Annotated in this window: 7 protein-coding genes; 6 read left to right on the plus strand and 1 reads right to left on the minus strand. The window is 65.4% G+C overall.

Annotated elements, in window-relative coordinates:
- Nucleotides 1–66 precede the first annotated feature (66 nt).
- From llg_RS07695 to llg_RS07715, 5 genes are all read left to right on the plus strand, one after another.
- Nucleotides 67–3,300 (plus strand): DUF1800 family protein, encoded by a 3,234-nt coding sequence (locus llg_RS07695; protein ID WP_338289151.1) that lies wholly within the window; start codon nt 67–69, stop codon nt 3,298–3,300.
- A 16-nt stretch (nt 3,301–3,316) separates the two neighbouring features.
- Nucleotides 3,317–4,885: a DUF1501 domain-containing protein gene (locus tag llg_RS07700; protein ID WP_338289152.1), complete on the plus strand. Its 1,569-nt coding sequence runs from the start codon at nt 3,317–3,319 to the stop codon at nt 4,883–4,885.
- Complete coding sequence (locus llg_RS07705; protein ID WP_338289153.1) at nt 4,882–5,391, plus strand: hypothetical protein; 510 nt, start codon at nt 4,882–4,884, stop codon at nt 5,389–5,391. Before llg_RS07700 ends, llg_RS07705 begins: the two co-directional genes overlap by 4 nt.
- Before the next feature lie 265 nt (nt 5,392–5,656).
- A complete protein-coding gene (locus tag llg_RS07710) occupies nt 5,657–6,436 on the plus strand; it encodes a dienelactone hydrolase family protein (protein ID WP_338289154.1) in 780 nt (259 codons plus the stop codon).
- A 126-nt stretch (nt 6,437–6,562) separates the two neighbouring features.
- Nucleotides 6,563–9,286, plus strand: a complete 2,724-nt coding sequence (locus llg_RS07715; protein ID WP_338289155.1) for a glycoside hydrolase N-terminal domain-containing protein — start codon at nt 6,563–6,565, stop codon at nt 9,284–9,286.
- A gap of 89 nt (nt 9,287–9,375) precedes the next feature.
- Here the strand turns inward: llg_RS07715 and ald are convergent, their stop codons facing one another.
- Nucleotides 9,376–10,434, minus strand: coding sequence for an alanine dehydrogenase (gene ald, locus llg_RS07720; RefSeq protein WP_338289156.1), 1,059 nt, complete (start codon nt 10,432–10,434; stop codon nt 9,376–9,378).
- A gap of 244 nt (nt 10,435–10,678) precedes the next feature.
- On the opposite strand from ald, the gene llg_RS07725 reads away from it, so the two are divergent.
- The gene (locus tag llg_RS07725; RefSeq protein ID WP_338289157.1) at nt 10,679–13,231 is read left to right on the plus strand and encodes an alpha-N-acetylglucosaminidase; all 2,553 of its coding nucleotides are present in this window, start codon (nt 10,679–10,681) and stop codon (nt 13,229–13,231) included.
- Nucleotides 13,232–13,356: the final 125 nt, after the last annotated feature.

The following is a 13,356-nucleotide window of genomic DNA, read 5'->3' on the forward strand; positions in this document are numbered from 1 at the left end:
GCTCCATTTTGGGCAAGACGGGGCGGATGAATCGCGCTACATCGGGGATGGCTTGAAAAACCCGCCATGCCCTTGCTGTCCCATTCCTTGCGAGCGTTGCCGTTCGTCGTGACCACCTTGCCTTTGCTGGCATTGGATCTCGATGGAAACGGCTTGGATGATGTCTGGGAGGCGCGTTATGCCGCCTCCGGATTGGTGCCGTCCGCGGATGCGGATGGCGATGGCCAGAGCAATCTGGCCGAATCCCAGGCGGGCACCGATCCCTTCGATGCTGCGTCCCGTTTCAACGCCGATGTCCAGGTGTCGCCGGGACAGGTGAAGGTGACCCTGCCCGCGCAGCCGGGGAAACAATACCAGCTCACCACCTCGGCCACGCTTGCCGGGTCATGGACCCCGGTGGGGTCGCCGGTGCTGGCGACGACCGCCACCGTCGAGTTCACGGTGAGCGCCGCCAGCAAGGGGTTTTTTCAGGCCACCGCCGTCGATGTGGACAGCGATGGCGACGGCCTCAACGACTGGTCGGAGCTCCAGCTCTCCGGCTTCGACCGCCTGAGCGGCCAGAGTTTCAGCGGGACCGGCAATGATCTCGCGGTGGCCACCGAGATGATCCAGATGCTCCGCAACGGGGACATCGCGCTCACCACCACCGCCGCCGCGGCCTACGAGAAAGAAAACACCCCGGCGGTGCTCACCTTCGATCGCCCGCTGGCGAAGAGCTACCCTTTCACGCTGTTCCTGAAGACGAGCGGCTCCACCGATCCGACGAAATCGAGTGCGTCCGCCACCGATTACACGCTCGCGGACGGGACGAACGCTGCGGTTGCCGCCCGCTTGGTGATCCCCGCCAGACAAACCACCGCTATTCTCAACATCAAGCCGGTGGTCGATACCAAGGCGGAGGTGCCGGAGCGCCTGCATGTCGCCCTCGGCGGATCGAGCCGGGCCGGGGACGTGACCGTCTGCGATGCCGCGAACACCGCCGCGAACCAGAAGCTCCTCATCGCCTACCTGCGCGCCGTGCCGGGTGTCACCTCGCTGGGCACCGGTCTCGCCACCGTCCGCCTGCAGGGGGACAACGACCTCGGCACCGTCGCGGTTTCGTTCTCGAACCTCAATTCGGCGGTGAATTCCACCCAGGTGTTGAACGCCGGCAACGCGATCCTCCAATCGGTCCCGCCCGCGAACTACGGCGGCCAGACGTGGATGATCCGCGCCAGCCAGAGTTTCACCACCGATCAGGCCGTGCTCGATGCCTTGCTCGCGGGCGGCGTGAAACTCGGCGTCTTCACCCAGGCGAATGTCACCGGCGAAATCGAGGGCCAGTTCCAGCCGACCAACGCCTCCAGCGAATTCCAGCCGCCACCGAATCCGGACCCGATCGCCACGCTCACCGGGACCGCGCTGGATCGCGACATCAGCCGGTTCCTGCTCCAGGCCACCTTCGGCCCCACGCCCGAGGCCATCGCCGACATGCAGGCCCGCGTGGCGGCGAAGAGCGGAGACCGCATCGCCGCCTACGGCGAGTGGATCGATGAACAGCTCCGCCTGCCCCCGGTATCTCCGGCCACCACGCCGGTGGGCACGCCCTCGCCATCGCTGGAACTCTACACCATCGCCGCGAACCAGCAGGATATCCAGATCCGCGCGGCCCTGCCGACGGACGATCCGAACTACAATGCCGCCTACGACCCGAACAACAACAACCGCCGCCGCGGCTGGTGGTTGTTCGCCCTCAGCGGCAAGGACCAACTCCGCCAGCGGATGGGTTTCGCGCTCGGAGAAATCTTCGTCATTTCGGACACGGACAGCCTGATCCAGGACCGCAGCTACGGCTCCGCGAACTACCACGACATGCTGTGTTCGCGCGGGACCACCACTTACCGGAACCTGCTGGAGGGGGTGGCCACCCATCCCATGATGGGCTGGTACCTCTCGCACCTGCGGAACCAGAAGGCCGTGGTCACCAATGGCGTGGTGGTCGTGTCGCCGGACGAGAACTTCGCCCGCGAGATCATGCAGCTCTTCTCGATCGGGTTGGTGAAACTGCATCCCGACGGCTCGTTGAAGCTGGGTTCGGATGGCCTGCCGATTCCCACCTACGGCCAGACGGACATCACGGAGATGGCCCGCGTGTTCACCGGCTGGTCGTTCAGCCGCTACAACAATCCATCGACTTCGGACACCGTCGTCACCAACACCAGCTTCAACCGCGGCAACGGCAGCGAGCGCTACGAATCGCAGTGGACGGCACCGATGGCGATGTTCTCCGCCTACCATGACGTCGCCGCGAAATCGATGATCGGCCTGTCGCTGCCCGCGAACCAGACCGGTGAGAAGGACCTCGCGGAGGTGCTCGATTACCTCGCCGCCAACACCAACACGCCGCCGTTCATCTGCCGCCGCCTCATCCAGCGTTTCACCACCGCGAATCCCTCGTCCGGCTACCTCTACCGCGTGTCGGAAAAATTCCGCACCACCGGCGGCGACCTGAAGGAGACGGTGAAGGCGATCCTGCTCGATCCCGAAGTCCGTTCCCCGGACCAGCCGCTCGCCCTCGCCAGTGCGGGCAAGATCCGCGAGCCGCTGCTGCGCGCCACCGCGTTGCTGCGCGCCTTCGGGGGCAAGTCGGCTGTGCCGATCGCCGACCTGATCAACTACACCTACCCCCAGACGGAGATCGACAAGTTCCCGGCCGGCACCATGCAGGCGCGGATCAGCTCGACCACCGGCGCGCTGCTGCAGAACCCGATGTCCGCGCCGACCGTGTTCAACTTCTTCCTCCCGGACTACACGCCCGCCGGGACGCTCGCCGCCAACGGCCTCGTTTCGCCCGAGATGCAGATCGCGAACGAGAACACCGTCATCCAGGCGCACAATTACCTCTACAGCCCGATCTACGGCTCACTGAGTGCCTCGAACCTGCCGAACCAGACCACCGCGAACCTGAACATCGACGTCACCCCGCTCAACGCGCTCTACATGGCCGTGGTCGACAAGAACGGCGACGGCCAGTTCACCAACCTGGACACCGGGGCCTTCAACAACGCCGCCACCATCAAGCTGGCCTGCGCCTCCGTGCTGGACCGGGTGGATTATCTCCTCTGCGCGGGCGCGTTGAAAGCCAGCTACGGCGACACCCCGGGCAAGACCCGCATGCTCATCCTGGATGGCGCCGCGTCGATCCAGTCCCAGAACAACAATTCGAACAGCGCGAGCAACCAGGCCACCTACATGCGCGACCGCATCCGCGCGATCCTGTGGCTGGTGTCCACCTCGCCGGAATGCGTGACCCTCAAATGAACCGCCCTCCCTCGCCATGAAACAGCACAAGAAGGACGAGCTCCGCACGCGTCGTGATTTCATCCGCCAGTCCGCCTGCGCCTCGCTGGGCGTCACCGGCCTCGTCAACGCGCTCGCCCAGATGCGCCTCATGACCGCCGCCATGGCCCAGGGCACCGGCGGCACCGGCTACAAGGCGCTGGTCTGCCTGTTCCTCAACGGCGGCCACGATTCGAACAACCTGCTTGTGCCCGCGGGTGATCCGGCCAGCGACAGCGTCCGCAGCGATTACGAGACCGGCCGCGGCGTGCTCGCCCTGCCGCGCGCCACCCTCCAGCCGCTCAGCGTGCCCGCCACCACCAAGGCGTTCACGAAATACTACGGCTCCGCGCTTCCACCGATGGGTCTGCATCCGAACCTCGCGGACCTGGCCACCTTGTTCAACGACGACAAGCTCGCCGTGCTCTGCAACGTCGGCACGCTCGCCTATCCCGTCGCCAGCCGCACGGCCTACTCCAGCGGCCAGGTGCCGCTGCCGACCCAGCTTTACTCCCACTCGGACCAGCAGACGCAGTGGCAGTCCTCCGTTTCGGATAAACCTTTCACCTCCGGGTGGGGTGGCCGTGCCGCGGATCTACTGAATGCCTCGTACAATGCGACGAACTCGAAGGTCTCGATGTCGGTCTCGCTGGCGGGCATCAACTCGTTCCAGGTCGGCACCTCCGGGCAGGTCACGCAGTATGTCGTCCAGTCCACCGGCACCGTGCCGTTGTCCGGTTTCAGCAGTGTCAGCGACACCACCGACAACGATCCCTACGATGGCGCGATCAATGCCAGCGGCTACCGCCTCGATCGTGACCAAGGCCGGCGCTTGAAAGCCTTCGAGGACATCATGCGCCTCACCCACGCCAATCTGCACGAAGAGGAATACAACCGCGTCGTCGCCCGCGCTCGCGCCACCGAGGGCACCATCGGCGCGGCCCTCACCGCGGCGGCCGCCAGCGGGGTGAACTTCGACACGATGTTCACCAACGCCACCACCTCGCTCGGACAGCAGCTCAAGATGATCGCGAAGCTCATCGCCGGCCGCACCGCGCTGGGGAACGACCGTCAGATCTTCTTCTGCCAGGTCGGCGGCTACGACACCCACCAGACGCTGCTCGCGTCCCACGGCAACCTGATGTCCGAGCTGAACAACTCGCTGAAAGCCTTCCACGACACGCTGGTGGCGCTCGGGGTCTGGGACAATGTCGTCACCTTCACCGCGTCCGACTTCAACCGCACCTTCACGGCCAACAACACCGACTCGACCAAGGCCGGGTCCGACCACGCCTGGGGCGGCCACGCGCTGGTAATGGGCGGGGCCGTCCATGGCGGCGATCTCTACGGCCACTTCCCGTCGTTGAAGACCGGCACGGCCACCGGTTCGATCGATGCCGGGTCCACCCGCGGGCGCTGGATTCCCAGCACCTCGGTGGACCAGTATTCGTCCGTGCTGGCGTCCTGGATGGGCGCGGGGTCCAGCGAACTCGCGGCGATTTTCCCGAACCTCGGACGTTTCGACGATCCCTTCGCCGTGTCCTCGGCGAACCTCGCGTTCCTGTGAGCAAGACGAAGGTCATCGTCGGCCTCGCCGCCGCGATTCTGTTAGGGCTGGTTGTCTGGCAATGGCCGCGCGGGCACCAGCCGGAAACGCCGCCGCTTTCCACCGCCGCGCCGCGGGCATCCATGATGCCAGCGGCCGTGGTGCCGCCCCCGGTCATCACCGTGCTGCCCATCGCCGCGGACATGGCGCGGCTGAATGCCCCGGATGCCCTGCCGCAGGACGACCTCTCCATGCTCTCGATGCTGCTTACCACCTACGGCAGGAACCAGGGCGGTCATCCCACCGGCGAGAACGAAGAGATCACCGCCGCGCTGCTGGGCAGGAATCCGAAACACCTCGCCTACCTGCCCGCAAACGCCCCATTCGTAAATGTCGCTGGCCAGCTCATCGATCGCTGGGGCACCCCCTACTTCTTCCACTCGATGACGGCGGACCGCACCGACATCCGCTCGGCCGGCCCCGACCGCGAGTTGTGGACCGCCGATGACATCGAGTCGTCGCATTGAGGAGTTGAGGCTTTAGCCGAGGAGGGTCTTTGGAGGGAGGCGGAGGCTCTGGAGAAGTTTGCTAGTTGGCAGTGTTCAGTTTTCAGGAAGAGAAGACGAGGCTTCCGCGAACTCATTCCGCAGTCTCCGTTCTCTTCCCTTGTGCGATTTTTGCGCCTCTTTGCGGCTAACAATCTCTTGAGGCCTCCGCCTCCCTCTAAAGACCTTCCTCGGCTGAAGCCTCAACTCCATTTGACAACCCAACAGCCCGGTGCCTTCGTGCCGGATGACCCGCCACCTCCTCTCCGTCCTCGCCGCGACCGCGTCGCTTGTTTCCGCCGAACTCGTTGAGAAACCCGTCATGTATGAGCAGGGCGGCGTGAAGCTGGAAGGCTTCCACGTCTACGACGATGCCATTACCGGCCCGCGCCCGGGCATCCTCGTCATCCACCAGTGGACCGGCCTCAGCGACCATGAGAAGGAGCAGAGCCGGAAACTCGCCAAGCTCGGCTACAACGTGCTCGCCGCTGACGTCTACGGCCAGGGCATCCGCCCGAAACCGCCGGAGGCGGGCAAGGAAGCGGGCAAGTACAAGGCCGATCGCCAGCTCCTGCGCGAGCGCCTCTACGCGGGTCTCGAAACCCTGAAGAAGGACGAGCGCACCGATTCCTCCCGTTTGGGAGCCATCGGCTACTGCTTCGGCGGTCTCGGCGTATTGGAACTCGCCCGGGCCGAGGTCGACCTGAAGGGCGTGGTGTCGTTCCACGGTTCGCTGGACGCCGCCGAGGGCCTGGCCGCCAAGAAAGGCACCGTGAAGGCGAAGGTCCTCGTGCTCCACGGTGCGGATGATCCGCACGCCCCGGCCGCGCAGGTGGAGGCTCTGAAAAAGGAAATGGCGGACGCCGGGGCCGATTGCCGGGTGGTCCTCTATCCGGGGGCGGTCCATTCCTTTACCCAGAAAAGTGCAGGCAACGATCCGTCGAAAGGATCCGCCTACAACGAGGCCGCCGACACTGGTTCGTGGAAGGAAATGACCGAATTCTTCGCCGGGCTCTTCAAGAAGTAGGCTCCGGCGCGAAAGATCCCGGCGGGGGGAGCGGTAGAGGAGCGATCTTTGGAAAAGTGGTATTCCCTTCGTTTGGTGGGAATCCGCTTCCAAGGCTTCGTTCATTCCTGTTCTATTGCTCACGTCATGCGTTCTTTGCTTCTTGCCACCGCGTTGGTCCTCCCGGCCTTGGCCGGGCAGCCGCTCGAAATCCGTTTCAACAAGCCACCCGCCGCGAAAGGGGGAGGCGGCTCCGGTCCCGCCGGTTCCTTCGGCAGTGCGGACAAGTATCCGTCGTCGAACTGGGAGAGCCAGGCCCAGCCGGTCGGCAACGGCCGCATCGGCGCGATGGTCTTCGGCAATCCGCTGAAGGAGCGTATCCAGTTCAATGACATCAGCCTCTGGACCGGCACCGACAATCCGTCCGGCGGCTACGATCTGGTGAAATTCGGTGCCTACCAGGCTTTCGGAGACCTATTCCTGGAATCCGCTGGCTCGAGCGGGGACTCGGGGCCGTCCGACCCGGTCAGCCCCAGCGGCCAGGCCGCGTCCGGGGATCAGACCATCGACAAGGCGGGCGACGGCAAGGCCGACACCAAGTGGTGCCTGGAGCACCAGGACAAGGACATCGTCTGGCAGGTCGACCTCGGCACGCCGCAGTCCGTCCCCGGCTATTCGTTCACTTCGGCCGGCGATGTGCCCGCCCGCGACCCACGGACGTGGAAGCTGGAAGGCTCCGCCGATGGCAAGGCCTGGCGCACGCTCGATGAGCACAAGGACGAGGCCCCATACGCCCAGCGCGGCGAAACCAAGCACTACGGAGTGTCCTCGGACAAGAGCTTCAAGTTCCGCCACTACCGCTTCGTCTTCGCCCCGGCGAAGGACAACAACCATTTCCAGGTCGCCGAAATCGCGCTCGATGGCCAGCAGGCGAAGACCGCGGGCGGTCCGGCGATCACCGATTTCTCCCGCACCCTCGATCTGGCCACCGCCATCCACACCACCACGTGGAAAATGGACGGCACGACGTTCACCCGCGAGGTGTTCGCCAGCCATGTCGACAACGTGATCGTGGTCCGCATCACCGCGGACAAGCCCGGCAAGGTCGCGGGCAGCCTCAGCCTGTCCGATTCCCACGGCGCGAAGCCCGCCGCCGCGGGTGCGGACGACGCTTTCGCGGGCAAGCTCTCGAACGACCTGCGCTACGCCGCGCGCGTGAAGGTGCTCTGCGACGGCGGCAAGGTCACCTCCACTGCCGACAAGGTCTCGTGGTCCGGCAATGCCGCCACCCTGATCCTTGGGGCCGCCACCGATTACGCCCTCGATCCGAACAAGAACTTCCGCAACGGCCTGGATCCGGACGCTGTGATCCAGAAGCAGATCGCCGCCGCCGCCGCCAAACCCTACGCCGCCCTGCGCTCCGCCCACATCGCGGATTTCCAGAAGCTGATGGGCCGCGTGGACCTCGACCTCGGCGCGCCCCCGGCGGGCAAATCCATCGACGAGCGCCTGGAGGACTACAAGAAGGGCGGGGCTGACCCGCACCTCGAGGCCCTGATGTTCCACTACGGCCGCTACCTCCTCATCTCCAGCTCGCGCGGTTTCCTGCCCGCGAACCTGCAGGGCCTCTGGAACGATAGCAACAAGCCCGCCTGGAACTCGGATTACCACATCAACATCAACATCCAGATGAACTACTGGCTCGCGGAACCCGCGAACCTGTCCGACTGCGCGATGCCGTTGTTCGATTGGACCACCGCCATGATCCCGGGCAGCGTGGAGGCCACCAAGAAGGCCTTCGGCGCGGACACCCCCGGCTGGACGATGCGCACCTCGGTGAACATCTTCGGCGGCAATGGCTGGGACTGGAACACCCCCGGCTCCGCCTGGCTGGCCCAGCATTTCTGGGACCACTACGCTTTCACCGGCGACAAGGCGTTCTTGGAGAAGACGGCGTGGCCGGTGCTTCACGATGTCTCCGAATACTGGCTCGCCCACCTCGTCGAGAAGGATGGCAAGCTCGTCGCGCCGAAGGGCTGGTCGCCCGAGCACGGCCCGCGCGAGGACGGCGTGGCGCACGACCAGCAGATCGTTTGGGACCTTTTCACCAACACCCTCGCCGCGTCGAAGGCGCTTGGGAAAAAGGACGCCTTCACCGACAAGGTGGCGGCCGCCCGCGACAAGCTGCTGGGGCCGAAGATCGGCTCCTGGGGCCAGCTCATGGAGTGGACCACCGAGCGCCCGAACGAGGAGAAGAGCGGCCACCGCCACACCTCGCACCTCTTCGCCGTCTACCCCGGCAAGCAGATCAGCACCAGCGGCACCCCGGACTTCGCGAAAGCCGCCGCCGTCTCGCTGGAAGCCCGCGGCACCTCCGGCGACTCCCGCCGTTCCTGGACCTGGCCGTGGCGCACCGCGCTGTGGGCCCGCCTCGGCCGCCCGGACAAGGCCGGTGAAATGATCCGCGGCCTGTTGACCTACAACACGATGCCGAACCTGTTCACGACCCACCCGCCGTTCCAGATCGACGGCAACTTCGGCATCACCGCGGGTATTTGCGAGACGCTGCTGCAATCGCACGCCGATGAGCTTTCGATCCTGCCCGCGCTTCCGCCGGGTTGGAAGGACGGCTCGGTGAAGGGCTTGCGCGGCCGCGGCGGCTTTGAAGTCGATGTCGCGTGGAAGGACGGCAAGCTCACCGGCACCAAGATCCGCTCGGGGCTCGGCCAACCGGCCGTGGTGCGTTTGCCGGGGAATCCCTCCACCGTCACGGTGAAGGAAACCGGCGGCCGCAGCGCCCAGCTCACCGCGAAGAACGGAGTCTTCACCTTCCCGACCAAGGCGGGCACCGAATACAGCATCGGGCTCTGATCCGTGGCGGCGCTTTCCAAGCGCCAACCCTCTGAAACCAAAAAAGGCAGAAGCCCGCGAGGGCTTCTGCCTTTGGTGTTTTCAAAGGGTCACAGCACCAGATCCTTGGGGCAGGTGTATTCGATCTCGTGCGCCAGCGCCACCGGCTCGCAGGCCAGCTTGCCACCGGCGGTGTTGATGCCCTTGAGCAGGTCCGGGCGGATGCGGCAGGCTTCCTTGAGGCCCTTGTCGGCGATGAGCTGCGTCCACGGGTGGGTCACGTTGTTCAGCGCCTGGGTGGCGGTGCGGGAGTAGGCCCCCGGCATGTTCGCCACGCAGTAGTGGAGCACGCCTTCCTCCTCGTAGGTCGGATCGTCGTGGGTGGTCGGGCGGGTCGTTTCCGAGCAGCCGCCCTGGTCCACCGCGATGTCCACGAACACGCTGCCCTTCGGCATCATGCGCAGCATCTCGCGGGTGATCAGCTTCGGGGCCTTCGCGCCGGGGACCAGCACCGCGCCGATCACGAGGTCCACCCGCGGCAGCAGCTCGGTGAGGTTCGCCTCGTTCGAGTAAACCGTGTGTGCGCCGTCCATGGTGATGTCCAGGAACCGCATGCGCTCGAAATCGACTTCGAGGATCGTCACGTCCGCGCCGATGCCGGTGGCCACGCGTGCCGCGTTCACGCCCGCGGTGCCGCCGCCGAGCACCACCACGCGGCCCGGAGCCACGCCCGGCACCCCGCCGAGCAGCGTGCCGCGGCCGCCGCGGTGCTTCGCCAGGTGGTAGGAGCCCACGATCGCGGACATGCGCCCGGCGATCTCGCTCATCGGCTCCAGCAGCGGCAGTCGACGGTTCACCTCGATGGTTTCGTAGGCGATCGCCGTGCAGCCGGTGGCCAGCAGGCCCTCCGTCAGCGGCTTGCTCGCCGCGAGGTGGAGGTAGGTGAAAAGGAGGTGGTGCGGCTTGAGCATCGCGATCTCGGAGGCCTGCGGCTCCTTCACCTTCACGATCATCTCCGCCTGCGCGAAGACGTCGGCCGCGGTGTCCACCAGCGTGGCGCCCACGGCCTCATACTGGGTGTCGTGGTAGCTGGCGCCTTCGCCCGCTCCGCGTTGCACGATCACCTTGTGACCGCGTTTGACGAGTTCCGCGACCGATCCGGGGATCATGCTGACGCGGTTTTCCTGCGCTTTGATTTCCTTGGGTACACCGATGACCATGGGCGCGAACTATTCGACCAGTTCGGCGGTGGCCAGAGGATTCGCCCGTCTTGGTAAAAAGTGGGAGTATCTTTCGCAATTTTGACAACAGGCATGAGAATCCATCGCGATTGAAAGAATCGGGGATGAATGGGATTAATTGCCTGCGATTATGGTTTTTCGTGCGTTTGTCTGTCTTTTGTTGGTTTCCGGGTTGCGTGCCGCCACTCCGGCGGAAACGGCCGCGACGGCGCTGGTGCAGCGGGTGGTACCCGGCCACGCCGCCGCGTTCACCGTTCAGGAGATTCCGGCGGCGGAGGGCAAGGACGTCTTCGAGATCGAGGACAGCCCCGGCGGCAAGATCGTGCTGCGCGGGAACAACGGCGTTTCGATCGCCTCCGCGCTCGGCCACTACCTGAAGACCCGCGCGCGGTGCCACCTTTCGTTCTGCGGTGACCAGATGAACCTTCCCGCCACCTTGCCGCAGGTCGGCGCGAAGGAGCGGGTGGTGAATGCCTACCAGCACCGCGTGTTCTTCAACTGGTGCACCCTCAGCTACACCGGCGCGTGGTGGGATTGGAATGACTGGCAGCGCGTCCTCGATTTCCTCGCCCTCAATGGCATCAACCGTCCGCTCGATGTCACCGGGCTGGAGTGCGTGTGGTATGATACGCTGTTGAAACACGGCTTCAGCGACGAGGAGGCGCGCCAGTTCCTCGTCGGCCCGGCGTTCTTCGCGTGGCAGTGGATGACGAACATCCAGAGCCACTGCGGCCCGCTGCCGAAGTCGTGGCTCGACCAGCGCCGCGAGCTTTCCCGTCACATCGGCGAGCGCGAGCGCGAGCTCGGCATGGAGCCGATCTACCAGGGATTCTCCGGCTTCGTCCCGCGGGAGCTGAAGCAGAAGTTCCCGGACGCGGCGGTGGCGAACCAGCCTTCCTGGTGCTCTTTTCCCGGCAGCGCCCAGCTCGATCCGCTCGATCCCCTGTTCGGGAAGATCGCGGCCACGTGGTACGAGGAGCTTCGTAAGTTCTACGGCCCGCTCCATTACATCGCGGCCGATCCCTTCCACGAAAGCTCGCCGCCGAAGCCGGGTGACGACTACCTGGCCAATGTCGGCAAGGCCATCTTCGCGAACATGGAGAAGGCCGCCGACAAGCCGGTGTGGGTGATGCAGTCCTGGTCGATCCGCAAGCCGATTGCCACCGCCGTGCCCGCGGAGAGCCTGCTCGTGCTCGATCTCAACGGCTCGCGGGCGAACTCGACGGAGAAATTCTGGGGCCGCCCCTTCGTCACCGGCCTGCTCCACAACTTCGGTGGCCGCATCAACCTGCACGGCGACCTGCGCTCGCTCGCGGCGAACCCGTTCCACAAGGCCCAGGAAAGCGCGCCGAACGCCACCGGGATGGGCTTGTTCATGGAAGCCATCGTCCAGAATCCGGTGATCTACGATCTGGCCTTCGACAGCGTCTGGCGGAACGGGCCGGTGGACGTGGATGTCTGGCTGAAGGACTACGCGCGCCGCCGCTATGGCGCGGAATCCGCCGCCGCGGCGGAGGCCTGGAGCATCCTGTTGGCCGGACCGTACAAGCCCGGCACCATGGGCACGGAAAACTCGTCGATGCCCGCCGCGCGCCCGGCGCTCGATCCGAAAAAGTCGGGCCCCAATGCCGGGTTCTCGATCCCCTACGCGAACACCGACCTGCTCCGCGCCTGGGAGCTGCTGCTCCGGGACGCGCCCGCGCTTTCGAAGTCCGATGCCTGGCGCTTCGATGTCGCCGATGTCGGCCGTCAGGTCCTCTCGAATCTCTGCCAGCCGTTGCAGCGCGAGATTGCCGAGGCCTTCCGGAACAAGGACGCCGCCCGTTTTGACGCGCTCACCAAGGAATTCGACGGCGTGCTTGCCGACATCGACCGCCTGCTCGCGACCCGCGGCGAATACTCGCTCGGCAAGTGGATCGCGGATGCACGGCGCTTTGGAAAGACCGATGAAGAACGCGCCCTCTACGAGCGGAACGCGGTGATGCTGGTCACGTGGTGGGGACCGGAGAAGGGTGGCAATGATCCATCCATTTTCGACTACGCCTGGCGCGAATGGTCCGGCCTGGTCGGCGGCTACTACCGGATGCGTTGGAACGATTTCCACCAGCATCTCGCCGGCATCCTGAAATCCGGTGGCGCCTGGAGCGAGGAGGGTCTCAAACAGGCCTACGGCCGCCCGTCGCTCCGGGCCAACGATTACTTCAACGCCTTGGCCGACAAGGAGTGGTCATGGATCACCGCCGCTCACCAGCTCCCCGCCAAACCCTCCGGCGATGCCGCAGCCATCGCCGCCGAGCTGCTGGCGAAATACCGGCCCGTCATCGAACGCCAGAAAGCCGCCGCTGTCGCCCCGACCACCAACGCGCTTCCGCAAGGTGCCGTGCAGGTCGGTTCATGGAAGGCCGATCAATACCGGACCGAGTGGCAGAAGATCCGCATCGACATCACCAAGCGCCTCGATGCCGGTGGGCCATGGACCTTCGGCGCGCTCTATCAGGGTGGCGGCAGCCGCCTCCATGTCCGCAATGTCACCTTGGTGTTCGGCAGCGAATCCGTCGCCAAGGATCTCCACGAAGGCCGCACTGGAAACGAGCATGTCGCCAACACCTGGAAGCTCGATGTGCCCGAGATCCCGCTGAACACGCCGATGGTCCTGGAGGCCGAGATCCGCACCGATGGCGGCACCAACTCGAGCGGCCTCTATTACCTGAAGCAGGGGAAGTGACCGCGGGTGGAAACCGGAGCCGGGTTTCCCATGTCGGTCCTTGCCAAGGAGTGGCTCCTTTCGAGGAGCCATGTGGGAAGAGTGATCCAGTCGCTTTGTGATAACCGGAACCTCGCGACGATTCG

Origin of the sequence: Luteolibacter sp. LG18 (assembly GCF_036322585.1) — a bacterium.
Lineage (GTDB): Bacteria > Verrucomicrobiota > Verrucomicrobiia > Verrucomicrobiales > Akkermansiaceae > Luteolibacter.

Coding starts and splice junctions, on each gene's coding strand:
- llg_RS07695 (WP_338289151.1), top strand. CDS start 67: ATGCCCTTGCTGTCCCATTCCTTGCGAGCGTTGCCGTTCGTCGTGACC.
- llg_RS07700 (WP_338289152.1), top strand. CDS start 3,317: ATGAAACAGCACAAGAAGGACGAGCTCCGCACGCGTCGTGATTTCATC.
- llg_RS07710 (WP_338289154.1), top strand. CDS start 5,657: ATGACCCGCCACCTCCTCTCCGTCCTCGCCGCGACCGCGTCGCTTGTT.
- llg_RS07715 (WP_338289155.1), top strand. CDS start 6,563: ATGCGTTCTTTGCTTCTTGCCACCGCGTTGGTCCTCCCGGCCTTGGCC.
- ald (WP_338289156.1), bottom strand. CDS start 10,434: ATGATCCCCGGATCGGTCGCGGAACTCGTCAAACGCGGTCACAAGGTG.